Genomic DNA, 25,356 nt, shown 5'->3' on the forward strand with positions numbered 1-25,356 from the left:
CCAGACCTATTTCAGCCCTCGAGCCACTTCACCTGTTCCGGCGTCAGCTTGATGTCGAGCGCCGAAAGGCTATCCTCCAGCTCGGCGATCGTACGCGGGCCGATCAGCGGGATGACCGGGAAGGGCTGCGCGACGACATAGGCCAGTGCGATATGGATCGGGTTGCGGCCAAGCTTCTGCGCCAGTTCCATCGCCCTGTCGCGACGACCGAAATTGCGGTCGGAATACCAGACGCGAACCAATTCCTCGTCGTCGCGCTTGTCGCGGCCGGCGCGATCGGTGAAGAAGCCGCGGCCCTGGCTCGACCAGGCGAAGTTCGGGATCTGCTTCGCATTCAGCCAGGCTTTCCACTCATCGTCCGAGGCGGCGATGCAGCCGGCCCAGATCGGGTCGAGCATTTCCGCAAGCGAGAAGTTGTTGGAAAGGGCCGCCGGTGCCGTCTTGCCGTTCTTCTCTGCATAGGCGATCGCCTCGTCGAAGCGGGCGCGCGTCCAGTTCGAGCCACCGAAGATGCCGCGGATGCGGCCGGCCTTCACCTCGGCATCCATGGCATCGACGAACTCGCCGACCGGAACGTCGGTATTGTCGCGATGCATGAAGTAGATGTCGACATAGTCGGTCTTCAGGCGGTTGAGGGATTGGTCGAGCTGCTTGGCGATCACATCCGGATAGCAGAGCGGCGAATGCGCACCCTTGCCGATCAGCACGATCTCCTCGCGCGGCACGTTGCGGCTGGTGTGCCAGTCGCCGAAGATGCTCTCCGTCTTGCCGCCACCATAGACATAGGCCGTGTCGAAGGCATTGCCGCCAGCTTCATAGAAGGCGTCGAGCGTCAGCGAGGCGGCTGCGAAATTCGGGAAGAATTCGAAGCCGAGCGTGACGATCGATGCCGGCTTTGAGATACCCGGAATGCTGCGCTTCGGAATGCTGTTGCCCTTGGTGACGGTCGCGCCGGCGATGTTCTTCGTCCGTTTTGCTGCCTTCTCGACGCTATATTCCAGGCCGATCGACGTGCGCCATTGGTCGAGCACCTTGAGGTTTCCGATCGAATCGGCCCAGCTGATGCCGGGATATGCGAATTCCTTGTTTCCGGCGCGGATGGCATCGCCGGCCGCATCGACCTCGAAAGAATAGAGCCAGCGATCTTCCTTGACCTCGATCGTCTCTGTCTCGCCACCCTTGATGACGTCGATCTTGCCGATGCCGCCCTTGTGGCCTGAGGCGAACCAGAAGTCCTTGACTTCGATACGGCCTTCGGAGCCGATGATGCGCAGCGTGTTGTCCTGGTTCGCCATGATCGAGCAGGACACTTCGGCAATAACGTTGTTCGGGAACTTCAGGACGGCGGAAGCCCATTCGTCGACACCGGTCTGGCCGAGGTGGCCGACGCCCGAGACTTTTTCCGGATCGAGGAACGGCTTGCCATCGACCGCACCGGCGATCAGGCGGGCCATAGAGACCGGATAGCCGCCGACATCAAGAATGCCGCCGCCGGCCGTCTCATTGGCAAACAGCCGGTGATCCGGATTGACCTTGCCCATATTGAAACCAAAGGATGAGCGGATGATGCGCAAGTCGCCGATCACGCCGCTCTTGACGAGTTCGATCAGTTTCGCCGTCTGCGGATGGACGCGATACATGAAGGCTTCGCCGGCGAAGACACCGGCCTTCTTGGCTTCATAGTAGATGGCTTCCGCATCGAAAGCCGAAAGCGCGATCGGCTTTTCAACGAGCACATGCTTGCCGGCACGGATCGCCTTGATTGCCCATTCGGCATGGCCGGTGTGCGGCGTAGCGATATAGACGGCGTCGATTTCCTTGTCGGCGAGCAGGGCTTCATAACCGCTAACGATGCGCGCGCCCGGGAAACCGTCGCCGAGACCTGGCTTGTCCGGGTTGCGGCTGGCGATGGCCACCAGCTTGCCGCTGCGGGAATGGGCGATACCATCGGCAAAAGTCTGCGCGATCCTGCCGGGGCCGATAATGCCCCAGCGGATTGGTGTCTCAGTGGTCATGGAACGATCCTTTCCTAAATCTGCATGCTGTCTTGGGGGAATGGGAAGCGCCTACCGCAATCGGTTGCCGGCGCTGTCGAACAGGAATGTCTTGGCGGCCGCCAGCGCCACGGTGAGCTTGTCGCGGTTGCCCGTGTTGCGGGACTCCTCGCGCTCAATGACGATCTGCTCGCCGCCTTCGATATTGGCGTAGATATAGCTGGTGTTGCCGAGATGCTCGGCGACATCGACGTCGACGATCATGTCGACCTCCCCGCGCCCGCCTTCGAGGAAATGCTCCGGGCGAACGCCGAGTGTCACCGGCTGGCCGATCTCGAGCTTGGCGGAGGTGATCGGCAGCGTCAGGCGCACATTGCGCTGGCCCTTGAGCACCACGGCGATGCGGCTGGGTTGGTTATCCGTAACCTCGGCCTGCAGAAAGTTCATCTTAGGCGAGCCGACGAAACCGGCAACGAACTGGTTTGCCGGGTCGTCATAGAGATCGAGCGGCGCGCCCACCTGTTCGATATTGCCGCCGCGCAGCACGACGATCTTGTCAGCGAGCGTCATGGCTTCGGTCTGGTCGTGTGTGACGTAGATCATCGTCGTGCCGAGCTTCTTGTGAAGGCGCGAGATTTCGACGCGCATCTGCACGCGCAGCTCGGCGTCGAGGTTGGAGAGCGGCTCGTCGAACAGGAAGATCTGCGGCTCGCGCACGATGGCGCGGCCGATGGCGACGCGCTGGCGCTGGCCACCGGAAAGCTGTTTCGGCCGGCGCTGCATCAGTTCGGTGATCTGCAGGATCTCGGCCGCCTGCTTGACGCGGCGGTCGGTGTCGGCCTTGGGATTGCCGTTCATCCGCAGGCCGAAATTGAGGTTCTGCTCGACGGTCAGGTGCGGGTAGAGGGCATAGGACTGGAAGACCATGGCGATGCCGCGGTCGGCCGGCTCCATGTCGTTGACCACGCGCCCGCCGATCTTCAGTTCGCCGCCGGAAATATCCTCCAGCCCGGCAATCATGCGCAGCAGTGTGGACTTGCCGCATCCGGACGGTCCGACGAAGACGACGAACTCGCCGTCCTTCACCTCGAGATTGGCGCCGTGGATGATTTCCAGCGAACCGTAGCGTTTGACGATATTGGTGAGAGAAAGTTCAGCCATACGGATCTCCCGGAATTATTTGATTGCGCCGGCGGCAATGCCGGCGATGAAGTGGCGTTGCAGGAGAACGAAGACCACCAGGATCGGCGCCGTCAGCATCACGGCACCGGCCATGATGCCGCCCCAGGAGACCCTGGTGAGGCCGATCAGCGTTCCGAGCGCCACGGGTGCCGTCATCATCCCAGGCCGGGAGTTAATGAGCAGCGGCCAGAGATAGTTGTTCCAGGAGGCCAGGAATAGGATGATGGCGAGTGCTGCCATCGTCGGCCTTGCAAGCGGCAGGGCGATGCGCAGGAAAATCTGCCACTCCTTGACGCCCTCGACGCGGGCGGCATCAAAGAGCTCGCCCGGCATCATTGAGAAGGCCTGGCGCATGAAGAGCACGCCGAGCGAGTTGAAGAGCGGTGGTACGATCAGCGCGACCCATGAGTTGGCCAGCCCGAAATCGCGCGCCACCATGATGAATTGCGGGATGACGACAACGGAGTAGGGCAGGGTGATCGTGCCGAGGATGATGCCGATGACGCCGGAACGGCCGGCGAACTGGTAACGCGCCAGAGCCCATCCGGCCATCGATGTCAGCAGCACCGAAAGGAAGGTGTAGGTGACCGCAACGACGATGGAGATCGTCATCGCGCCGACGAAGTTGGTGTCGGCCTGTAGGTTTCGGAAGTTGTCCATGAAACCCGTCGACGGTGTCAGGATGATGCCGGGGCTGAAAATGCCGTAATCGGGCATGGTCGAAAAGACGAACATCATCCAGAGCGGAAACAGCCAGATGATGGCGAGCGGCGCCAGCAGGCCGTGCAACGCGATCGAGCGGATCAGAGTGGATCTGGATTTTGATTTCATTTTGGTTCGCGCCCTACCCAGAGATTGAGGAGAGAGATGGCTACCGCAAGCGCCGCCATCGTATAGGCGATCGCGGAGGCATAGCCGAAGTTGGTCGACTGGAAAGCCTGGCGATACAGCAACAGGCCGAGCGTTTCCGTCCCGCCGCCGGGGCCTCCTCTGTTGGTAATCAGATATGGCTCGGTGAAGAGCTGCATGGTGCCGATGACGGACAGGACAACGCAGAACAGAATGATCGGCTTCAGGAGCGGCAGGGTGATGTGGATGAACTGCTTGAAGCGGCTGACGCGATCGAGGGTTGCAGCCTCGTAAACATCCTCTGGGATCGATTGCAGCCCGGACAGGATGATGATGGCGTTGTAACCCGCCCAGCGCCAGGTGACGGCGATAACGATGAGCACCATGGCGGCGTGGGAGTCGGCGAACCACGACACCGGCGCGATGCTCACACTGCCGAGCAGCTTGTTGATGATGCCGAAATCGACGTTGAACATCAGGCGAAAGACCGCGGCATAGGCCACTTCTCCAACGACGACGGGCGCGAAGAAAGCAAAGCGAAAAATGCCGCGTGCCTTCAACAGCGGTGAATTCAGCAGCACCGCCATGACCGTGGCGAGCGTGATCATGACCGGCACCTGGACGATCAGGATGATCAGCGTATTTTCAAGCGCGTTGTAGAATGCCGGATCGCCGAACAGCCGCCCCCAATTGAGCGACAGATTGAAGGTCCACGGATTGACCCGGGTATTCTGGAACGAGATCAGGAACGAATCGATGATCGGCCAGACCCAGAAAGCGGCGAATACCAGAAGATAGGGTGCAAGGAACGCGTAGGCGCTCCGGTTTCGCAACCGCATGAAAGCCTTCTCCTTTATACGCAGGAAAATGATGCGTAACATCGCATCCCCGCCGCCCTAGAACGTGACGCCGAAAAGTGTAGGCGGTTTTCGGACGACGTCACGCTCTACGTCTTTGATTCTAGGGCGGCGGGGAGGCCGGGCGCGGCTTGGGAAGCACGCCCGGCGGTGTCACTCATTTCGCGATCGGCAGACCCGTCGCCGAAGCGATCTGCTGAGCCGCATCGTCGAGCGCAGCCTTGCCATTCGGATATCCGCCGGCGAGATATTTCGTCTGGACAGCCTTTATGACTTCGTCGGCATCACTGAAATACTGAGTGCCTGGGCTCGGGCGGATCTTCGGCAGGGTTGTGAGGATATCGGCCCAGACCTTTTGACCGCCCCAATAGGGCTGCGGCTGATTGACGAAGGGATCCTGGACCGCGGTCAGCAGCGACGGCACGAGGCCGAAGGATTTCAGCATGGTTACCTGGCCCTCATTGGTGCCAAGCGTGTATTCGAGGAATTTCCAGGCGGCTTCCTTGTTCTTCGAGCCGCTGGCGATGGCGAGTGACGAGCCGCCGAGATTGGCCGCATGCGGACCGTCGGCCGTCATGCTCGGCATCGGGTAGACACCCCATTTGCCAGCAAGATCCGGCGAGGTGGAGCGGACGGTGCCTTCATACCAGCCGCCATAGAGCTGCGATGCCACCTTGCTTGCCGTGTTCGCCTGAATTTTCTCGTTCCAGTTCGCCGCGCTCATCAGGCCGGCGTCTTTGATCTCCTTCACCTTGTCCAGAGCCTTGACGCAGGCCGGTTGGTTGACGGTGATGCTCTGGCTGTCATACGAGAAATAGCCGCAGCCCTGTTCATTGGCGAGCATGCGGAACCATTCGGTGTCGCCGTTGAGATCGGCCTGCGTCATGATCACGCCCGGATTGGCGGCGGAGATCTTTTTGCCGGCGGCTATGAAATCGTCCCAGGTCTTGATCGTTGCCGGATCGACGCCTGCCTTTTCATACATGTCGCGGCGATAGAACATGGTGACCGGACCGGAATCCCACGGCATCGCGTAGGCGGCATCGCCGACTTCAAGCTCCGCGCGTTTGAAATCCGGAAACTGCTTCTTCAGTTGATCGTTGTAGCCAAGCTTCGTCAGGTCGGTCAGGCAGTCCGGAAAGCGATTCCAGAAGATCGAAGCCTTGTGGTTTTCGATCGACATGACATCAGGCAGGCCATCGCCGCCGGCAGCGCAAGCAGCCAGCATCTTGTCGAAGACCTGCGGATTGCCGATGTCTTGAACCTCGACCTTGATATCAGGATTTTTCTTGTTGAATCCCTCGACAGTGGACTTCAGCGCCGACGCGGCGATGTTCCAGCTCCAGACAGTGATGGTGGTTTGCTCAGCAAAGGCAGAACCGGAAGCGAGCAGGGCAGCAAGTGCCGTCGCTCCAGCAAGTTTTAAACGCATTGAAAATCCTCCCTTTTCAATTGCCGTCCTCAGTAGAACACGCTTAAACTATCCGCCGGTACGCTTCTGTCTCCTAAAAAGGGAACATCGACTTGGCGAAAAGTAAGGTGGGTCAAAGGGCGGTTTATCAGCCGGGTGCGAGCAGTGTCGAAGGGCTCCCAAACGTCCTGCAGATGTTTCATAACCACCCGTTGCCGATGGCAAAGCCGCATTGGCACGCACAGGTGGAAGTCAATTACATCGTCCGCGGAACCGTGCATTACCGCATCGGCGATCACGAGCTTACTTTGAGAGCGGGCGAGATCTGCCTTTTCTGGGGCGGTCAGCCGCATCTGTTGGACGAACTGTCGGAGGATGCGATCTATGCCGGCGCGCATCTGCCGCTTGTCCATTTCTTCCGCCTGCGGCTGCCGCTCGATATCTCCGGCCGCCTCATTCGCGGACAGACCCTGATCAGCTCGGCGACCGATGCCGCCGATGACGAGAACTTCGCGCGGTGGCACCGCTATGTCATGTCCGAAGACGGCGCCAAGGCAGAACATGCCGTCGCGGAACTCCTCCTGCGTCTGGAGCGCATCGCCTTCGAGCCCTATCGCATGGTGCCGGAAAAGCCGGCGAATCCGGTGAATGAGCAGGCTCATCCGCAATCCTCGCGCAGCCTGGCGCGCATGTGTGATTTCATCGCCGAAAATTTCCTGCATGACATCGATACGGTCGATATTGCCAAGGCCGCGAATCTCCATCCGAAATACGCCATGAACCTCTTCAAGAAATCGACAGGCATGACGCTGGCGAAATATGTGAGCCTGCTGCGCCTTTCGCGCGCCCAGGCGATGCTGATGCGCGACGGCGCCAATGTGCTGCAGGTCGCGATGGACAGTGGTTTCGGCTCGATCAGCGCTTTCAACAAATCCTTCCGCCATATTGCCGGGATGACGCCCTCCGATTTCCGGCGCGACATGCGCGTGCTCTCCGCAGTGAAAGTAGAGGCCATTAAACCTTCGATGCCGCGGCCGTCGCAGCAATATCATCGCTAGAGAGGCTTGCGGTCACGCATGATCTCGCGCATTGCTCCTGACCGATGAGGGAGGAGGATCTCATGCGGCAGTTTTCGGCTTGTATCGAGTGGCTGTTTGCGCGCGACGGTGATGCTTTTGCCGATCGTATCCGGCTGGCGTATGCGGCCGGGCTCGATGCGGTCGAGTTCTGGCGTTGGACGGACAAGGATCTCGATGCGATCGCCGCCGCCGCAGCCGAGACCGGCATTGCCGTTTCGAGCATCGTCGCCGAGCCGATGATCGCGCTGACAAATCCGGCAAACAAGGAAGCATGGCTGAAGGGGTTGCGGGAGTCCGCTGCTGTCGCCCAACGTCTCGGCGCACCGGTTCTGATTGCGCAGGCCGGCGACGATCTGCCGGAGTTTTCGCGTGCCGAGCAGCGGGCGGCCATCGTCGCTGCTCTCAGCGCCGGTGCCGATATTCTCGAAGGGTCCGCCGTCCGGCTCGGCCTCGAGCCGCTGAACACGAGGATAGATCATCCCGGCTATTATCTGTCCTCGACCATGGAAGGCCTCGATATCGTCGATGAGGTCGGTCGCCCGGAAATCGGCATCGTCTACGATCTCTATCATTCGGCCGTCATGGGCGAGGATACGCGTGAGGTCGTCGGCGATCGCATCGACCGCATCGTCCATATCCATATCGCCGATCATCCCGGCCGTAACGACCCCGGCACCGGCCATATCGATCTGGCGAAGCGGCTGGATTGGCTGTACGCCCAAGGCTATCGGGGCAGGGTGGGTCTGGAATACAAGCCGGCGATGCAAGATCCGGCGGCCGTTCGCGCGGTCGTGAAATCGCTCGGCGGCTAGACCGGCTCCATCATGCCGAAGACGGCGACCAGCCCGATGACGACAATGCCTATGACGATCTCTGCGATGCTTCCAAGCCGGAGCGCCTGCAGAGCGCGGCTATGGTTACGGCCGCTCCAGGGAACGAAGACATAGCGATTGACGATCGCCACCACCGCCATGACGGCGACCAGCGCAATCTTGATGGCAAGCAGCTTCTGATAGGGCGACGACCAGTCCGTCGGTAGCCGTTTCAGGATCAGCATCACGTTGACGACGCCGGAGATGATGACGAGCGCGACGGCGACATGCCCAGCACTGGAGAAACGACGCAGCGCCAGCAGCGCTTCCGCCCGGCAATCCGCTCGGTCGAGAAGCCGCAGAATGGGGATCAGCGGCACGAGCGCTCCCAGCCAGCCGCCGGCGGTCAGCACATGCAGGACATCGTTGGCACGATGCACCTGCCGCAGCCAGCCTTCCAGCATCGAGGCGTGCCCGGTCAAGGAAAGGAAGGCAAGCCCCAGGCCCGAACCCAGCGCCAGCCCGCGCCGCCGCCAGCTTTCCGGCAGCAGGAAGGCGCCGGCCATGACTGCGGCCGCAACTGCCTGTGCCTGCCAGGCCAGGCCGACTGTGGTCTCGAAAAGCACGTCATGAATCATGCCGGCATCTAGCGCATCGCCCCATCCATTGCCGAGATTCGCCATGGTTATGGGGAGTGCCGCCAGCACCGTCACGGCCGTAATGGCGGTCGCTGCGACGAACATCCTTGCGGACAGGCGCCAGACGGCGTCGGCCAGCGTTTTCGGCACGAGCAGGCAGAGATAGGCGCTCGCACCCCATAGAAGCACCAGCGACGCATCGTGAAGAAAGCGGCAGAGTTGGAGCGCTGTCGTCGGATCCATCAGGGCTTCACGATAAGTTTACAGGCGCCATGAGTGCGAAGTTCCAGTTTGATGCGGTATCGATTTCGCCGGCTTGGCGAGCGCGATAGGATTGCGGATACCCACTGTCAACTTTCTCCATGCATAAAGGCGTCATTCGGGACGCTTTGCCGTAAGGCAATCCGCTATCGCAGGCCTTGGCCGATCGCGATATCGATCATGGGCGCGATTCTTGCTTTCTTGGCAAAGAATCGTCGCTTTTGAGTCCTTTTTGCAGACATAATTGAGGCGTTCCGGGGTGTGCGCTCGAAAGGCAGTTTCATGGCGGCATCTAGGATACGCGAAAAAATGGCCAGTGGCTTCGCTCATCGCCGGAGTCGCGAATGGCTCGAACATCTCGATATGCCCACCTACGTCATCGGCGATGTCCATGGCCGCTACGATCTCCTTAGCGCACTGGAGCGCAAGATTTTTGCAGACGCGGCAGGGCTGCCGGGCCGAAAGCTCATAATCATGCTCGGCGATTTCATCGATCGCGGCCCAGCCTCGGCGCAGGTGGTCGGCCGCCTGATGGCGTCGCCGCCGAATGGCTTCGACCGCATCTGCTTGACGGGCAATCACGAGATGGCCATGCTCGCCTATATTGACGGCGAGATATCGCTCGATGATTGGGTGGCGCTCGGCGGCGATGCAACGCTCGCGTCCTATGGGGTGGATATCCAGAAATTGAGGGAGCGATATCCCAAGCAGAAGCAGCTCGATACTTTTATAAGGACTTGGCTGCCTGATGATCACGTCAATTTTCTGCGGCGCCTGCCGATCCTGCTGGACACGCCCGAGGTGCTGTTCGTTCATGCCGGCATCGATCCGGACAGACCGATTTCCGAGCAGCAGGACGACGATCTTGTCTTCATCCGCTCGCGCTTCCACGACAGCGCGCAGCCGCTGCCGAAGTTGATCGTGCACGGCCATACACCGATCCGGCAGGCCGAAGTCGATGGTCTCAGGCTCAATCTCGATACCGGCGCCTTTTATACCGGCCGTTTGAGCGCGGCCCGGCTGTGGCAGGGCCGCGTTCACATTACCTCAACTTGATGTGCGGGCTATAGATTGCCGATGCAGAGGTACTTCATTTCCAGATAGTCGTCGGCGCCATGGCGTGAGCCTTCGCGGCCGAGACCCGATTGCTTGATGCCGCCGAACGGTGCCGTCTCCGCCGATATCAGGCCGGTATTGATGCCGACCATGCCATATTCCAGCGCTTCGGCGACGCGCCAGACTTTCTTGAGGTCGCCAGCGAAGAAATAGGCGGCGAGGCCGAATTCGGTGTCGTTCGCCTGCGCGATGACATCCTCAACGGTGTCAAAGCGGAAGAGCGGCGCCACCGGGCCGAAGGTCTCCTCGCGGGCGACCTTCATGCTCCGGTCGACGCCGGTCAGGATGGTCGGCGCGAAGAAGGTGCCGGCACCTTCGATGCGCTTGCCGCCGACAACGATGCGGGCACCCTTCGAGACGGCATCCCGCACATGGTCTTCGGCCTTGGCGACACCCTGTTCGTCGATCAGCGGCCCGACTGATACTCCCGCCTTGAAGCCGTCGCCGACAGAGAGTTCGCCCACCTTGGCTGCGAGTTTGGCGGCGAAGGCGTCATAGACGTTGGACTGGACATAGATGCGGTTGGCGCAGACGCAGGTCTGGCCGGCATTGCGGTATTTCGAAGCCATCGCCCCTTCGACGGCGGCGTCGAGGTCGGCGTCGTCGAAGACGATGAAGGGCGCATTGCCGCCGAGCTCGAGGCTGACCTTCTTGATCTGGTCGGCGCACTGGCGCATCAGGATGCGGCCAACCTCCGTCGAGCCGGTGAAACTGATCTTGCGCACCTTCGGATTGCCGCAGAGCTCGCGGCCGATCGCCGGCCCGTCGAGGCCGACGATGATGTTAAGAACGCCGGCGGGAACGCCCGCCTCTTCGGCAAGCACGGCAAGCGTGATCGCCGTCAGCGGCGTCTGCTCGGCAGGCTTCGAGACGACGGTGCAGCCGACGGCAAGGGCCGGCGCGATCTTGCGAGCAATCATGGCCGCCGGGAAGTTCCACGGCGTGATCGTGCCGACGACGCCGACCGGCTGCTTGATGACGACCATGCGCTTGTCGTTTGAGGGGGCGGGAATGGTTTCGCCGTAGATGCGCTTGGCTTCTTCCGCATACCATTCGACATAGGAGGCGGCGTAGAGGATCTCGCCTTTCGCTTCCGGCAGCGGCTTGCCCATTTCGGCCGTCAGGATTGCGGCTAGCTCGTCGGCATTGGCGACCATGAGGTCGAACCATTTGCGTAAGATTGCGGCCCGTTCCTTGGCCGGCCGGGCGGCCCAGGCGGCTTGCGCGGCATAGGCGGCGTCGATGGCGGCCGTCGTTTCGGCAGCACCCATATCCGGCAGCGAGGCAAGCACTTCGCCGGTCGCGGGATTGATGACATCGAAAGTCTTCGTCGCCCCGCCGCCGGTCCAGGCGCCGTTGATATAGCCGGCGGCGCGCAGGAGGCGCGAGGAGAAGGGAACATGCTTGGTCATTGCTGTTGTAAAGGACATGGTCTGCACTCCGACAGGTTTCGCCCGGCAGGGCGCACGGACGGACAAATGAGAAAATGCTGATGGCGACGATCAGCGGGAAACGCTCGCCTCGATCAGCGATGCCTCGAGAATGTCGAGCGCTTCGCTGAAGACGCCGTCCTGAATAGTGATCGGCGACAGGAAGCGGATGACATTGCCATAGACACCGCAGGTGAGCAGGATCAGCCCCTTGTCGAGGGCGATCAGCCGTACCTTGTTGGCGAAATCCGCGCTCGGCAGCTTAGTCGCCGCGTCGTTGAATTCCACGGCATTCATGAAGCCGGGACCGCGGATATCGGCGATTTCGGGAACCTTGTCGCGCAGCGATTCCAGCCGCTGTTTCAGGCGCGAGCCGAGCTGGTTGGCGCGGTCGCACAGGCCTTCGTCGGCGATGACGTCGAGCACCGCATGGGATGCGGCGATGCCGAGCGGATTGCCGCCATAGGTGCCGCCGAGGCCGCCTGGAGCGGGTGCATCCATGATCTCGGCGCGGCCAGTGACGGCGGCAAGCGGGAAGCCGCCGGCAAGGCTCTTTGCCATGGTAACGAGATCGGCCGCCACCTCGTGGTGATCCATCGCAAACATTTTGCCGGTGCGCGCAAAGCCGGTCTGTACCTCGTCGGCAATCAGGAGAATGCCGTGCTGGTCGCAGATCTCGCGCAACGCCTTCATGAAGGTTGAGGGCGCCGGATAGAAACCGCCTTCGCCCTGTACGGGTTCGAGGATGATTGCGGCCACGCGCTGCGGATCGACATCGGCGGCAAAGAGCTTCTTCAGCGCCGCCAGCGACTGTTCGACACTGATGCCGTGCAGCGGTACCGGGAAGGGCGCATGGAAGACGTCACCCGGCATCGGGCCGAAGCCGATCTTGTAGGGCGCGACCTTGCCGGTCAGCGCCATACCCATGAAGGTGCGGCCGTGGAAACCGCCACCGAAAGCGACGATCGCGGAGCGGCCGGTAGCGGCACGGGCGATCTTGACGGCGTTTTCGACCGCTTCGGCACCCGTCGTCACGAAAATCGTCTTCTTGGCGAAATCGCCGGGGACGATCGCGTTCAGCCGCTCGGCAAGATGCACATAGCTCTCATAAGGCACGACCTGGTGGCAGGTATGCGTGAAGCGGTCGAGCTGTTCCTTGACGGCGGCGATGACGCGGGGATGCCGATGGCCGGTATTCACCACGGCGATGCCGGAGGCAAAGTCGATATAGCGATTACCTTCCTTGTCCCAGATTTCGGCGTTTTCGGCGCGATCTGCATAGATCTGCGTCGTCATGCCGACGCCGCGGGAAATGGCGGCGTTCTTCCGCTCGGTTAAAGTCATCGCAGTCGCTCCCAGTAAGCTGTTTCGAATTATCTTGCAGAAGTTCTGCAATTTATTTAGAAAACTCCTACATTTTTCCTGCAAGATTTCAAGCGGGATTTTGTGCGACTGGCAAGAAGGCGCCAAAGGCTCTCATGCAGCGTCGTGCATTTTTAAGGCGCGTTAAGGCGCTTCATCCATGCTAGACGGGTCGACAGACAAGGGATCAGGGAAATTGGCAATGAGCAGCATCGAGCCCGAGCGCTACCCCGTGCGCTATAAGGTGGCGGAAGCGGCGCGTCTTGCCGGCGTATCGGCCTCCACGCTGCGGTTATGGGAAAGCCAGGGGCTTGTCGTGCCCTTTCGCTCCGAGACCGGGCACCGTCAGTATAGCGCCGAAGACGTGGCGCGCCTGAAGCGCATTGCATGGTTTCGGGCGGAGCGCGGTCTCAATCCGGCAGCGATTCGCGAGGCACTGGAGGCAGAAGAGGGTGGCGCAGCGAGCCTGGAGAATGGCGAGCAATCGGCTTCATCGGAGATCGGCCGCAGGCTTCGCTCGCTGCGCCATGCCGCCGGTAAGACGCTGGAGCAGGTCGCCGCCGATATGGGCATGACGTCCTCGACTCTCTCGACCCTGGAGCGCACCTCTCAGGGTGTCAGCTTCAAGACCCTCCATGACCTGGCGGAGTACTACGGAACGACGGTGTCACGCCTTTCTGGCGAGGAGCGCGAGGATGTTCCGGCACTCATCCGATCCGGCGAATGGCGTGCCTGGCCGGAGACGACGCCGGGCGTCACCGTCCAGCTGCTTGCCGAGGGTAGGAGGATGATGGATTGCCATCGCTTCGTGCTTGCGCCGGGCGCGGCGAGCGAGGGCGCTTATCGACACGAGGGCGAGGAGTTCATCCATGTCCTTGCCGGGCGTTTGGAACTGGTGCTCGACAGCAACCAGTTTTTCGATCTGTTGCCCGGCGATTCCCTTTATTTCGAAAGCCGCCGCTATCATTCCTGGCGCAATCGCCACGATGGCGAGACCATATTGCTCTGGATCAACACCCCGCCGACATTTTGAACGGCGCCTGCATCGTTATCCGGTATCGTTATCGCCTCGTCTGTTCTATAGAACGGACGAAAAGCGAATTTCGAATACAGCGCCGGGAGAATTTCATGGCTGCCACCATCCGCTATCACGAAGGTGATATTTCCGCCGAAGATGCCGCCCACTATACCGGCGCCATAGCCATCGACACCGAGACCCTCGGCCTCATTCCGCGCCGCGACCGTCTTTGCGTCGTACAGCTTTCGTCGGGTGACGGCACCGCTGATGTCATCCGCATTGCCGCCGGCCAGAAGCAGGCACCCAACCTCGTCGCCATGCTTGCCGATCCTGCCCGCCAGAAGATCTTTCATTATGGCCGCTTCGACATTGCTGTCCTGTTCCATACGTTCGGCGTCACCACTACGCCGGTCTTCTGCACCAAGATCGCCTCGCGCCTGTGCCGCACCTATACCGACCGCCACGGCCTGAAGGATAATCTCAAGGAGATGCTCGACGTCGATATCTCCAAGGCACAGCAATCCTCCGATTGGGCCGCGGAAACGCTGTCACCGGCGCAGCTCGAATATGCGGCTTCCGACGTTCTCTATCTACATGCGCTTCGCGACAAGCTGACGGAACGGCTGCTGCGCGACGGCCGCATGGACTATGCGGATGATTGCTTTGCCTTCCTTCCGACCCGCGCCAAGCTCGATCTCCTCGGCTGGGAAGAAGCCGATATCTTCGCGCACAGCTGATCGCCTCGTTCCGCGGGAGAATCCACAGGCCAGTGCCGTGAAAGCGGCATTGGCCTTTTTTATTTAGCAATCTGTTAAGAAACGGGCTGCTATCTTTCCATATGGCTTCCAGCCCGACGCGTTCGCGTTTCGCTCTTCCGGTTATCCGGTGCTCGAAGACCCACCGGCCGCATGAGCGGACCCTGATTGAACCTGCCTCCGCTTCCATCGTCGCATTGCCAGACAGATTTGCCAGACAAAGGAGCATGTCATGTTGCTTCCCGTTGGTGCCGTGTCCGCCGTGGGTGCGCCCATAGAAAAGCCGATCGTTGCGACAGCGGAGACCTCCGGCCTCCAGACTGCTGCGACGCCGCTGGCCGTTCTATCGAGCACGATCAATGCCAGCGTCGAGGGCAAGCTGAACATGCTCCTGGTTGCGGCCCGCGAACGGATGCTCGATAGCCTCCTGTCCGCTATCGATGCCGCGAGTCAGGTGGTGAACGTTTCACGTGAACCGGGCGAGAACAATGCCGCCTATGCGCAGCGCGTTGCCGCCGCGATCCGCAGCCTAACGCCACAACAGCTCGTCGTCGCCCAACAGCGAATGGATACGCAGATGAACATGCGGGTGTCATTGCCGCTTCTTGCCGAGGCGCTGGAGGATCCGGAGACCCCGCACGCGATCCAGCTGGCTCTCAGCCTGGAGCCGGCGTCAGCCGCCGAACCTGACGCAGTGCTGAAAGCCGTCGTCAATTCCTACGGTCAGAATGCCGGCAGGACGGAAGCGCCGGTCCCGCAGGCGCCGGCCTCGACCCCGCTGCAGCGAGCGGCCGATCTGGCCACCCTGGCAACGGCCCTTGCGGCCGCCGCAGAAGAGCCGTTGCTTCCCACGCCCACGCCCACGCCCACGCCCACGCCCACGCCCACGCCCACGCCCACGCCCATCGCATCGGCAGCGGAGCCCGCGGCCCCGCCGACATCCGCGCCGGTGCAGACGTCGCAACAGGGTGCTCCCACACAAGCCGCACCTCCCACGCAAGCCGCACTGGCTGCAGCCCAGACGGTTCCGGTCCAGATGTCCGCGCAAAGCGCGACGCCGTCTGCCCCGCAAGCTGCCGTTACCGGCAGCGTTGCCGCCGGTGCGCACCCGGCTGCTTCGCAGCTTGCGTCCCTTGTCGACGATCTTGCCATGGTAGCACTGCTGACCGCGATCGGTGACGAAGCCGAACTTCCGACCGAAATCGCCTTGATCAGATCGCCGCTGACGCCGCCGTCGGTGCCGCGTGATATCCAGCAGATTCAAGCCGATATCAAGCAGGGGCTGCAGGTCGTCATCGACCCGCCCGCGATGGCGACCAGTTCCGACCTTGAGCAGATCATCAGCAATCCTGCGTCCTCGGTCGAGAAGATCATCGCACAGGCGCTGACGGCCAATGCGGCAATGCCACCGCCATCACAGCCGGCCGTCGTCAACGAGAACGCGAGAAGCCTGGCCTCGGCCGTGCCGGTATCGTTGACGGATCAGCTCGACGCGCCTGCCGCCGCGCTCCCCGGCAGCCCGCAGCCGTCGTCCGCAGCGCCGATGGGAATGTACGAGGCTGCGGAGCAGACGGGATTATCCGCACCCCTGCCGCTCGGCGTTCCCTTTGTGGTGGCGAACTATTTGCCCGCCGATGTCCCAGTCAAAACCGGCGAATCGAAACTGCTCAACCGCGTCGATCCCGTCGACGACGAAGAAGGCGGCGGCGCCCGGGACGAAGAGACGGCGCATCAGCAGGATCAAGACGAAGCTCAAGCGGAAGAAGCGTCGCAGAAAGCTGAAGAGACTTCCGACGAAGCAGACGCGGGGCTTGTGCCTCCTCTTGACGAGGCCGCGCCGGATCACCTTGCCTTGCCGCAGCCGTCACGCGATCCGCTGCACGATCACGCCTTCGATTTCTATCGGCGCATGGTGGCGTGGGAATAAAGCATGTCGCGCAAAAGTGTGCAGCGATTTTGCGGCAACGACATCCGCAAAATCAAAGACCTGAAGCGCAAGAAGCGAATCTGAAAGATCGCGATGCGCTTTAGGCCGTCTCGGAGGACGGCGGCATAGGCGCGGCTAAACCGATAAAGAAAAACCCGCCGGATCGCTCCGGCGGGTCTTTTGTTTCCAAGCGTCTGCCGAAGATTATTCGGCGTTGCGGTTCTTCAGAGCCGCACCCAAGATGTCGCCGAGCGAAGCGCCCGAGTCGGAAGAACCGAACTGAGCAACGGCTTCCTTCTCTTCTGCGATTTCCAGAGCCTTGATCGACAGCATGATCTTGCGGTCTTTCTTGGAGAAGTTGGTGACGCGGGCGTCGACAACCTGACCAACCGAGAAACGCTCCGGACGCTGTTCGTCACGGTCACGCGACAGATCGGCGCGGCGAATGAACGAGATGATGTCTTCGTGGTTGACGAGCTTCACTTCGATGCCGCCGTCGTTGACTGCGATGACTTCGCAGGAAACGACTGCATTCTTGCGCAGGTCGCCGGAAGCAGCAGCTTCACCAACGCTATCCTTGCCGAGCTGCTTGATGCCGAGCGAGATGCGTTCCTTCTCGACGTCAACGTCGAGAACGACAGCCTTGACGACGTCACCCTTGTTGTACTCTTCGATGACCTGCTCGCCCGGACGGTTCCAGTCGAGGTCGGAGAGGTGAACCATGCCGTCCACATCGCCGTCGAGGCCGATGAACAGACCGAATTCGGTCTTGTTCTTGACTTCGCCTTCGACTTCGGTGCCAGCCGGATGATTGCGGGCGAATGCTGCCCACGGATTTTCCAGCGTCTGCTTCAGGCCGAGAGAGATACGACGCTTGGTCGGATCGACTTCGAGAACGACGACTTCGACTTCCTGGCTCGTGGACAGGATCTTGCCGGGGTGAACGTTCTTCTTGGTCCAGGACATTTCCGAGATGTGGATCAGGCCTTCGATGCCCGGCTCCAGCTCGACGAACGCACCGTAGTCGGTGATGTTCGTGACGGTACCGGAGATCTTCTTGCCTTCCGGATACTTGGCCTGGATGCCGTCCCACGGATCGCTCTCGAGCTGCTTCATGCCGAGCGAGATGCGGTGGGTTTCCTGGTTGATGCGGATGATCTGTACCTTGACCTGCTGGCCGATGGACAGGATTTCCGACGGATGGTTCACACGGCGCCATGCCATGTCGGTGACGTGCAGCAGGCCGTCGATGCCGCCGAGGTCAACGAACGCACCGTAATCGGTGATGTTCTTGACGACGCCGTCAACAACCTGGCCTTCTTCGAGGTTCTGAACGATTTCAGAACGCTGCTCGGCACGGGACTCTTCCAGAACCGTGCGACGCGAAACGACGATGTTGCCGCGGCGCTTGTCCATCTTGAGGATTTCGAAGGGCTGCGGGTTGTGCATCAGCGGGGTGACGTCGCGGATCGGACGGATGTCGACCTGCGAACGCGGCAGGAAGGCGATAGCGCCGTCGAGATCGACGGTGAAGCCGCCCTTGACCTGGTTGAAGATGACGCCTTCAACGCGCTCGCCAGCTTCGAACTTGGCTTCGAGCTTGATCCAGCTTTCTTCGCGGCGAGCCTTTTCGCGCGACAGAACGGCTTCGCCAAGCGCGTTTTCGATGCGCTCGACGTAGACTTCGACTTCATCGCCAACCTTGAGCGTGCCGTCCTTGGCGCGTGCACCGAATTCCTTCAGTGCGATACGGCCTTCGACCTTGAGGCCGACGTCAACGACCGCGACATCCTTTTCGATGCCGGTGACGATGCCCTTGGTGACATAGCCTTCAGCCAGATCGTTCTTGGCGAAGGATTCTTCGAGAAGGGCCGCGAAATCTTCGCGAGAGGGGGAAGTTACAGACATAAAATCTCCTGGCGTGTCCTTGATTCATGCAATCTGGACACTGATGCGCCGGTGGTTCGTGTTAACGGGCCTGACCCCAGTCCGCTTTCCATTCAAGGAAAGCTATCCGGCGCTTGGACGGAATGTCAGGCTATTTTGAAATCGGCGGTTCCGGGCGCTGGGCGCGCGAAAGCCGCTCATAATTTTCAGGCATTTCGGCTCAGAGCGGCGTCGACGATCGACTTTGCCGTCTGAAACGCCGCTTCTATACTCATTTCTGAGGTATCTAGCAAGTACGCGTCTTCAGCTGGTTTCAAAGGGCTGTCGGTGCGGCCCATGTCGCGCTCGTCGCGCCGTTTCACATCCTCGAAAATGGCGTCGTAATCGGCGCTGCCGCCGGCATCGACGATCTCCTCATAGCGCCGCTTCGCGCGCACTTCCGCCGAGGCCGTCACATAGAGCTTCACCGGTGCGTCAGGGCAGACCACCGTGCCGATGTCGCGGCCGTCGAGCACCGCACCCGGCTTCTTTTCGGCAAAGCGTCGCTGAGCCTCCACCAGCGCCCGGCGGACTGCCGGCATGACGGCGATCTTCGATGCGGCCTCGCCGATCTCGTGCCTGGACAGAACCGTCCGGTCGAGCCCGGCCAGATCGACCTTGCGCGCCGTGCCTTCGGCGATAGCCTCGTCGTCGAGCGGCAGCCCAGCATCGAGCAGCGCCTTCGCGGTGGCGCGGTAGGTGAGGCCGGTATCGAGATGATGAAAACCATAGGTTTCGGCGATCCGGCGCGCCAGGGTTCCCTTGCCGGCAGCCGCAGGCCCATCAATAGCGATGATCATGTCTTCTTCCGTCCCTACGCGGTCTCTCGTTATTGTCTGGAGCGACGCACCAGTTCGGCCGCTTCCGCCACGGCTGTACGATCGAGCACAGCGAGGCCCTCGGCGATGCCAGTCGGTCAGCCAGCGTCCGGTTCTGGCTCACCTTCCATTTGCCGTCAATCGTCTGGACATCGATTTCAATGCCGGTAATGTGTCTTCCATCGGGGCTGCAATGCAGTCCGGCGGCGCAGCTTCCGCCGCCCTGGGCATTGCACGGTCTATTAACCGCCGGTCCCGATCGTCGCGCCCAATCTTGTCATCATAGCAAAAAATTCGGGAAAGCTGGTGGCGATCATGGCCGAATCGTCGATCGAAACCGGGTGCTCGCTGGCAAGCCCCATGACGAGGAAGCTCATGGCGATGCGATGATCGAGATGAGTCCTGACTTCGGTGCCGCTGGAACTGCCCAGGCCCTTACCGTCAGGTCTGCCGCGAACCGTCAGCGAATCCCTGCCTTCGCTACAGTCGACACCGTTGAGCTTCAATCCTTCGGCGACAGCCGAGAGCCGATCGGATTCCTTAACCCGGAGCTCATCCAGCCCCTGCATGATCGTTGTGCCTTCCGCAAAAGCGGCCGCGACGGCCAGCACGGGATATTCGTCGATCATCGACGGCGCGCGTTCGGCCGGCACGGTGACACCCTTGAGCGCCGAGGAGCGCACATGGAGATCGGCGACATCCTCGCCGCCCGTCACGCGCCGGTCGAGGATCTCGATATCCGCGCCCATCTCCTGCAGTGTCAGGATGAGGCCGGTGCGCGTCGTGTTCATCAGCACGTTGCGGATGGTAATGTCGGAGCCGGGCACGATCAAGGCCGCCACTAGCGGGAAGGCGGCGGAGGAGGGATCGCCGGGAACGTCGATAGTCTGGCCGGTGAGTCTGCCCTGGCCTTCGAGCCGGATGGTGCGCACGCCGGCTGCGTCGGTCTCGACCGAAAGTGCTGCGCCGAAACCGGCGAGCATTCTTTCGGTATGGTCGCGGGTCATGACTGGCTCGATCACCGTCGTAATGCCAGGTGCATTGAGTCCTGCCAGAAGCACGGCGGATTTGACCTGTGCCGAGGCCATCGGCACGCGATAGGTCAGCGGGCTCGTTACACCTGGCCCATGCAGGGTGACGGGCAGCCGGTCGCCCGTAGCGGCGCTGACCTGTGTTCCCATGCGGCACAGCGGATCGAGAATGCGGCCCATCGGCCGTTTCGACAGCGAAGCATCGCCGACGAAGGTTGTTTTGAAATCGTAGGAGCCGACCAGGCCCATGGTCAGGCGGGAGCCGGTGCCGGCATTGCCGAAGTCGAGCGGTGCCTCGGGCGCGAGCAACGCGCCATTGCCGGTGCCGTTGACGATCCAGGCATCGCTGTCCCTGCGGATCGTAGCGCCAAGAGCCTGCATGGCCCCGGCGGTGTTAAGCACGTCCTCGCCTTCGAGCAGACCTTTGATGTGCGTCTCGCCCGAAGCAAGGCCGCCGAACACGAGGGAGCGATGGGAAATGGATTTGTCGCCGGGAATGCGGATCGTACCGGAAAGGCCGGCCGAGCGGCGTGCCACGGCTGGTTGGGGGAGGGTATCGTGCGGCATAGGCAATTCCTTTGCGATGCCGGTATTCCATCCGCATTCTGTGCTGGCTGAGATCGTTCTTGGCCAGATGTTCTGCGGTTCACGCTGGCTGGTTAGCACAGGCCCATTCCCCAGTCATCCCGCAATGCGTGAAAACTGCGTGCGAAGCGGCATGAACTTTAGCTTTGACAGAAACGGCCGCAACGATTAAGGGGACCGGCTGATATTTCCCTTAAAACGCCGGCTTCCCCGGCATTGCCGAATTTTCATTCGGCCATTCATGAGGCTTTGACAGTGGCGAAAGCGGAACTTGGAACAAAACGTACCGACCCCGATACCGGCAAGAAGTTCTATGACCTGAACCGGGATCCGGTGGTCTCGCCCTATACAGGCAAGTCCTGGCCCTTGTCCTTCTTCGAGGAAACCTCCGCTTCCAAGGAAGTTCCGGAAGAAGACGAAGTGGCCGAAGTCGATACCGAAAACACGGAAGTCGAACTGGTCTCCCTCGAGGACGCCGATGATGCGGCAGGCGGCGACGACATTCCGGATATCGGCGATGACGATGTCGAAATCGGCGACGATGACGACGATACCTTCCTGGAAGCCGACGAAGATGAAGACGATGACGACATGAGCGACATCATCGGCGTCACCGGCGACGAAGACGACGTCTAATCTGAACGACAGTCGGCCCGGGTCTCAAGAAAAATTTTCCCGGGCCGAATTTTTCGGCTTGCTATCTGTGAAAACCACAAGTAATAAGCCGCCACCCCGACGGGCGAAGCGCTTGGAAGGGACCCAGGGCCGGTCAAACGGCACCATCTTGATGGGGCTATAGCTCAGCTGGGAGAGCGCTTGCATGGCATGCAAGAGGTCAGCGGTTCGATCCCGCTTAGCTCCACCACGCTTCGCCCTTACGGGCTTCGCGTGGCGCAGCCGCGGGAAACCGTTAGGCCGAAGCAGTGCCCGGTAAAGCCCGTAGGGCGACGACGCGGTGGAGTCTCCATAAAACATTTCCAGGTACAAAGACACGCTCGATTGCATATAGAATTTGCGTTCGAATCACCGGATGCCAATCGATCGAGATGGGGATGTGGTACGTTTACATCCTTCAAAGCGTGGATTTTCCCGACCAGCAATATACCGGATCGACTTCGGACCATCAGGCAGCGGCTTGCCGACCACAATGCCGGTAAGTCGACCCACACCGCAAAGTTCATGCCGTGGGTTCTTCCCTGGTATTCTGCCTTTCCTGACAAATACCGTGCTCTTGAGTTTGAGGCCTATCTGAAGTCTCATTCTGGCAGAGCATTTGCAAGGAAGAGGTTGCTCTAAGAGACACGCCCGTATCGCTCTATCGACAACTTGGTAGATACTCCGCATTCCCCCAACTTCATGCTAGCCTCCGACCGTCCGCAACCCACTCCGAATCGCCCATGACCAGACAGCGCCGCCGTCGTCTCATCAAGACCCGCCGTACCGTGACGGGGTTTCTGCTCGTTGCCTCGATCGCCTTTCTGGCGGGCATGACCGATGCCGTCGGCCTGATGCTGACGGGCAATTTCGTGTCCTTCATGACCGGCAATACGACACGGGCGGCGATCGCCCTCGGAATGGGCGAGTTCGGCCATGCGGCGGTGCTGTTCTCGGCCATCCTGACATTCATCATCGGCAATGCGCTCGGCATCGTCATTGCCCATGCGGCGGACCGGCGAGCTTTCGTGGTGCTTGCCTGCGTCAGCATCCTTCTGGCCGCCGCCGCGGGCTTCGCGGAGCCGTCGCTGGTTCTGGTGCAGTTCTATCTGGTGGTGCTTGCCATGGGCATGGTCAATGCCACGGTCGAGCATATCGAGGGCCTGCCGATCGGCCTCACCTATGTCACCGGCGCGCTGTCGCGCTTCGGACGCGGTCTTGGCCGTTTTCTCCTGGGGGATCGGGATTTTCTTTGGACGGTGCAGATCGTGCCCTGGAGCGGCATGATCTCGGGCGCCATCATCGGCGCACTTCTGGCCGGCGCCTTTGGCGCACATGCGCTCTGGCTGGTTTCTATGGTCGCTCTCGTCCTGGCGCTGTCGACGCTTTTCATCCCCCGCCCGCTGCAGCGCCGCTTCAATCAGCGCTTCGTTATTTCGGCGTCCACGGTGCGGCGACCGAAATAGCCACATTGCAGTGCACAAAAATCTGCTAGGGAGAAAAACGAATCGTTTTGCCGACAAGCCTAAGGATATGCCGTGTTCGTTTTTTCGAAACTTGTCTGGATTTTCGGTCAGCCACTCTCGCTGGCATTTCTCTTCGTACTGCTGGCATTTATCGCCGCTCTTCTGCGCTGGAGCGCCACCGTGATTGTCTCCTCGCTGCTGTCGGTGCTTATCCTGTTCGTCTCGCTCTATACGACGGCCGGCGCCTATGTCGTCCAGGGGCTGGAGGAGCGTTTTCCGCATCCCGCAACCGATCCCGCCGACCTCAAATGCATGATCGTCCTCGGCGGCGCCACGCAGAACGAGGTAACGACCGCGCGTGGCGGCTATGAGTTCGATTCGGCCGGCGATCGCCTGGTCGAAGCGCTGCGTCTCTCGCAGAAATATCCGCAGGCGCGCATCGTGATCTCGGGCGGCGATGGCTCGATCGGCGGCACCTATGAGGGGGATGCCGTGATTTCCGAGCGCTTCTTTACGGCACTCGGCATTCCCAGAGACCGCATGGTTGCCGACACCACCTCGCGCACCACCTTCGAGAATGCGGTCAACACGAAGGAATTGCTGGCGCAGAACGGGCTTTCGAATTGCCTGCTCATCACATCAGGCTTCCACATGCCCCGCTCGATGGGCATCTTCCGCAGGCAGGGCATCGATGTCGTGCCTTGGCCGGTCGACTACCGAAGCACCGGCAAGGAAACGCCGGGCCTCGATTTTACCCAGCCCTCGCGCAACGCACAGCTGCTGGCGACAGGATTGCGCGAATGGGTCGGCCTGGTCGGCTATTACGCCGTCGGCCGGACATCGGCGCTCTATCCCGGGCCGTAACTACGTGCCCCGGGGCGTAACCACCCGCCCCCGGGCCGTAAAGCCTACTTCTTCGAGATCGTGACGAATTTGACGCCGCGGACCCTGACGGTGATCTCGCAGCGGTCCTCGCCGTCCTTGCGGTCGCAGAAGCGCGGATGCATTTTCATGACCAGCACCATGTTGCCGAAGCGCTGGATGAAATCGTAGCTGTAGATCCGCGCAGTGGCGACGAGCAGGTAGCCGCCCTCGGCCACCTGGACGTAGAAATTGTAGGGGCAGCCTTCGTCCGTGCAGTAGGGGCCTTTTTCGCCCTTGCAGGTGATCTCGCCCTCGTTAACGACGATATCCATCAGCTTGTCGTTATTGATATCCTGCTGAGTGGCGAAATTGTCGCCGAAGCTCGCCTGACCGTCGCAGCTTTTGGTGAAGTGATCCTTCTCGAATGCGACGGGATCCTGCAGGATCGATTGCTGCGCCTCGGCCACTGCGGGCATGATCACGAATGCGATGAGATTGAGGATCACGATCAGCAGGGATTTCACGGGGGATTCCTCTTCGAAGCGCCGTCGCGGCCACGATAACAGCAGCGGCCGCTGCGAGATCTTTGCATCAGCCGGCTTGCGCGGCCCTTGCCGTCGTGATTCATTTCGAGAAAATCGCCGGCGCCTCGTTGGAGTTTTCGATGTCGCTTCTCTCGTTTCTTGATTATGCCGGCGTCGCTCTTTTTGCCGCAACCGGTGCGCTCGCGGCTTCGCGCAAACAGCTCGATCTGATTGGCTTCCTGTTCCTGGCCGCCGTCACCGGCATTGGCGGCGGCACGCTGCGCGATATCGTCCTGGGCCGAGTGCCGGTCTTTTGGGTGCTGAATCCGACCTATATCATCATCTGCGCCGTGGTCGGCGTCCTGGTCTTCTTCACCGCGCATCTCTTTGAATCGCGCTACAGGCTGCTCATCTGGCTCGACGCCGTGGGACTATCGGCCTATTGCGTGATGGGAGCCGCCAAGGGCATGGCGGCGACAGGCTCACCCACCGTCGCGATCGTCACCGGCGCGCTGACGGCAACGTTCGGCGGCATCCTGCGCGATCTGCTGGCGAATGAGCCTTCGGTCCTGCTGCGCCCGGAAATCTATGTGACGGCGTCAATCGTCGGCGCTGGCGTCTTCACCGCCGCCAATGCGACGATGTTGCCGCTTTACGCCTCTGCGGGGCTGGGCGTGATTGCCGCCTTTGCGGTGCGCGGCGGCGCGCTCTGGTTCGGCTGGACATTTCCGACCTATCATCACAAGCCAGGCCGGCATCCGGACGATGTGATGTGAGCTGAGAGGCAGTCGTTCTAC

22 protein-coding genes, 1 tRNA gene and 1 pseudogene are annotated in these 25,356 nt (G+C 61.1%); 12 read left to right on the plus strand and 12 right to left on the minus strand.

What is annotated here, in order from left to right; translation table 11 throughout:
- Window positions 1–11 precede the first annotated feature (11 nt).
- The 5 genes from FHT84_RS28040 to FHT84_RS28060 all read right to left on the minus strand — a co-directional run bounded on the left by FHT84_RS28040 (window position 12) and on the right by FHT84_RS28060 (window position 6,314).
- The gene (locus tag FHT84_RS28040; protein ID WP_183765336.1) at window positions 12–2,015 is read right to left on the minus strand and encodes an aldo/keto reductase; all 2,004 of its coding nucleotides are present in this window, start codon (window positions 2,013–2,015) and stop codon (window positions 12–14) included.
- A gap of 51 nt (window positions 2,016–2,066) precedes the next feature.
- The gene (gene ugpC / locus FHT84_RS28045) at window positions 2,067–3,155 is read right to left on the minus strand and encodes a sn-glycerol-3-phosphate ABC transporter ATP-binding protein UgpC (RefSeq protein ID WP_112340048.1); all 1,089 of its coding nucleotides are present in this window, start codon (window positions 3,153–3,155) and stop codon (window positions 2,067–2,069) included.
- 15 nt (window positions 3,156–3,170) lie between these two features.
- A complete protein-coding gene (locus FHT84_RS28050) occupies window positions 3,171–4,007 on the minus strand; it encodes a carbohydrate ABC transporter permease (protein ID WP_112340049.1) in 837 nt (278 codons plus the stop codon).
- Entirely contained in the window at window positions 4,004–4,864 is an 861-nt protein-coding gene (locus FHT84_RS28055; RefSeq protein ID WP_113251463.1) for a sugar ABC transporter permease, read from the minus strand. The genes FHT84_RS28050 and FHT84_RS28055 overlap by 4 nt, the downstream gene beginning before the upstream one ends.
- Window positions 4,865–5,039: 175 nt before the next feature.
- Entirely contained in the window at window positions 5,040–6,314 is a 1,275-nt protein-coding gene (locus FHT84_RS28060; protein WP_183765339.1) for a sugar ABC transporter substrate-binding protein, read from the minus strand.
- An 86-nt stretch (window positions 6,315–6,400) separates the two neighbouring features.
- Between FHT84_RS28060 and FHT84_RS28065 the strand changes: the two genes are divergently transcribed.
- Complete coding sequence (locus tag FHT84_RS28065) at window positions 6,401–7,351, plus strand: helix-turn-helix domain-containing protein (protein ID WP_245430232.1); 951 nt, start codon at window positions 6,401–6,403, stop codon at window positions 7,349–7,351.
- 62 nt (window positions 7,352–7,413) lie between these two features.
- Window positions 7,414–8,184, plus strand: a complete 771-nt coding sequence (locus FHT84_RS28070; RefSeq protein ID WP_113251465.1) for a TIM barrel protein — start codon at window positions 7,414–7,416, stop codon at window positions 8,182–8,184.
- Here the strand turns inward: FHT84_RS28070 and copD are convergent.
- Window positions 8,181–9,065 carry a copper homeostasis membrane protein CopD gene (copD, locus tag FHT84_RS28075; RefSeq protein ID WP_112340053.1) on the minus strand — a complete coding sequence of 295 codons (885 nt, stop codon included), beginning with the start codon at window positions 9,063–9,065 and terminating at the stop codon, window positions 8,181–8,183. The genes FHT84_RS28070 and copD overlap by 4 nt on opposite strands.
- 327 nt (window positions 9,066–9,392) lie before the next feature.
- Here copD and FHT84_RS28080 point away from each other — a divergent pair, with 327 nt between their 5' ends.
- The gene (locus FHT84_RS28080) at window positions 9,393–10,139 is read left to right on the plus strand and encodes a metallophosphoesterase (RefSeq protein WP_245430231.1); all 747 of its coding nucleotides are present in this window, start codon (window positions 9,393–9,395) and stop codon (window positions 10,137–10,139) included.
- An 8-nt stretch (window positions 10,140–10,147) separates the two neighbouring features.
- Here FHT84_RS28080 and FHT84_RS28085 read toward each other — a convergent pair whose 3' ends face one another.
- Both FHT84_RS28085 and FHT84_RS28090 read right to left on the minus strand, forming a co-directional pair.
- Window positions 10,148–11,629 (minus strand): NAD-dependent succinate-semialdehyde dehydrogenase, encoded by a 1,482-nt coding sequence (locus tag FHT84_RS28085; RefSeq protein ID WP_183765342.1) that lies wholly within the window; start codon window positions 11,627–11,629, stop codon window positions 10,148–10,150.
- Between the two features lie 72 nt (window positions 11,630–11,701).
- Window positions 11,702–12,973, minus strand: coding sequence for a 4-aminobutyrate--2-oxoglutarate transaminase (locus tag FHT84_RS28090; protein WP_183765345.1), 1,272 nt, complete (start codon window positions 12,971–12,973; stop codon window positions 11,702–11,704).
- A 220-nt stretch (window positions 12,974–13,193) separates the two neighbouring features.
- Between FHT84_RS28090 and FHT84_RS28095 the strand changes: the two genes are divergently transcribed.
- The 3 genes from FHT84_RS28095 (at window position 13,194) to FHT84_RS28105 (ending at window position 16,691) form a co-directional block, all read left to right on the plus strand.
- Window positions 13,194–14,024, plus strand: a complete 831-nt coding sequence (locus FHT84_RS28095; protein WP_112340057.1) for a MerR family transcriptional regulator — start codon at window positions 13,194–13,196, stop codon at window positions 14,022–14,024.
- A gap of 95 nt (window positions 14,025–14,119) precedes the next feature.
- Window positions 14,120–14,746: a ribonuclease D gene (locus FHT84_RS28100; protein WP_183765348.1), complete on the plus strand. Its 627-nt coding sequence runs from the start codon at window positions 14,120–14,122 to the stop codon at window positions 14,744–14,746.
- 250 nt (window positions 14,747–14,996) lie between these two features.
- Window positions 14,997–16,691, plus strand: coding sequence for a hypothetical protein (locus FHT84_RS28105; RefSeq protein WP_183765351.1), 1,695 nt, complete (start codon window positions 14,997–14,999; stop codon window positions 16,689–16,691).
- A gap of 204 nt (window positions 16,692–16,895) precedes the next feature.
- Here the strand turns inward: FHT84_RS28105 and rpsA are convergent, their stop codons facing one another.
- The 3 genes from rpsA to aroA form a co-directional block, all read right to left on the minus strand.
- Entirely contained in the window at window positions 16,896–18,599 is a 1,704-nt protein-coding gene (gene rpsA, locus FHT84_RS28110; RefSeq protein ID WP_112340059.1) for a 30S ribosomal protein S1, read from the minus strand.
- Window positions 18,600–18,784: 185 nt separating this feature from the next.
- Window positions 18,785–19,417 carry a (d)CMP kinase gene (gene cmk / locus FHT84_RS28115; protein ID WP_113251469.1) on the minus strand — a complete coding sequence of 211 codons (633 nt, stop codon included), beginning with the start codon at window positions 19,415–19,417 and terminating at the stop codon, window positions 18,785–18,787.
- A gap of 260 nt (window positions 19,418–19,677) precedes the next feature.
- On the minus strand, window positions 19,678–21,033 hold the full coding sequence (gene aroA, locus FHT84_RS28120) for a 3-phosphoshikimate 1-carboxyvinyltransferase (RefSeq protein WP_183765354.1): 1,356 nt from the start codon (window positions 21,031–21,033) through the stop codon (window positions 19,678–19,680).
- A gap of 273 nt (window positions 21,034–21,306) precedes the next feature.
- On the opposite strand from aroA, the gene FHT84_RS28125 reads away from it, so the two are divergent.
- The 5 genes and pseudogenes from FHT84_RS28125 to FHT84_RS28145 all read left to right on the plus strand — a co-directional run bounded on the left by FHT84_RS28125 (window position 21,307) and on the right by FHT84_RS28145 (window position 24,035).
- Window positions 21,307–21,687 carry a TIGR02300 family protein gene (locus tag FHT84_RS28125; protein ID WP_095436113.1) on the plus strand — a complete coding sequence of 127 codons (381 nt, stop codon included), beginning with the start codon at window positions 21,307–21,309 and terminating at the stop codon, window positions 21,685–21,687.
- Between the two features lie 153 nt (window positions 21,688–21,840).
- Window positions 21,841–21,916 (plus strand) — tRNA-Ala (locus FHT84_RS28130).
- 187 nt (window positions 21,917–22,103) lie between these two features.
- Window positions 22,104–22,347: pseudogene (locus FHT84_RS28135) on the plus strand (GIY-YIG nuclease family protein).
- A 101-nt stretch (window positions 22,348–22,448) separates the two neighbouring features.
- Window positions 22,449–23,171, plus strand: a complete 723-nt coding sequence (locus FHT84_RS28140; RefSeq protein WP_112340062.1) for a YoaK family protein — start codon at window positions 22,449–22,451, stop codon at window positions 23,169–23,171.
- 72 nt (window positions 23,172–23,243) lie between these two features.
- Window positions 23,244–24,035: a YdcF family protein gene (locus FHT84_RS28145; protein ID WP_183765357.1), complete on the plus strand. Its 792-nt coding sequence runs from the start codon at window positions 23,244–23,246 to the stop codon at window positions 24,033–24,035.
- A 44-nt stretch (window positions 24,036–24,079) separates the two neighbouring features.
- Here FHT84_RS28145 and FHT84_RS28150 read toward each other — a convergent pair whose 3' ends face one another.
- Window positions 24,080–24,559: a hypothetical protein gene (locus FHT84_RS28150; RefSeq protein WP_112340064.1), complete on the minus strand. Its 480-nt coding sequence runs from the start codon at window positions 24,557–24,559 to the stop codon at window positions 24,080–24,082.
- A 140-nt stretch (window positions 24,560–24,699) separates the two neighbouring features.
- Between FHT84_RS28150 and FHT84_RS28155 the strand changes: the two genes are divergently transcribed.
- A complete protein-coding gene (locus FHT84_RS28155) occupies window positions 24,700–25,335 on the plus strand; it encodes a trimeric intracellular cation channel family protein (RefSeq protein ID WP_112340118.1) in 636 nt (211 codons plus the stop codon).
- Window positions 25,336–25,356: the final 21 nt, after the last annotated feature.

Origin of the sequence: Rhizobium sp. BK289, assembly GCF_014193575.1 — a bacterium.
Taxonomy (GTDB): domain Bacteria; phylum Pseudomonadota; class Alphaproteobacteria; order Rhizobiales; family Rhizobiaceae; genus Rhizobium; species Rhizobium tropici_C.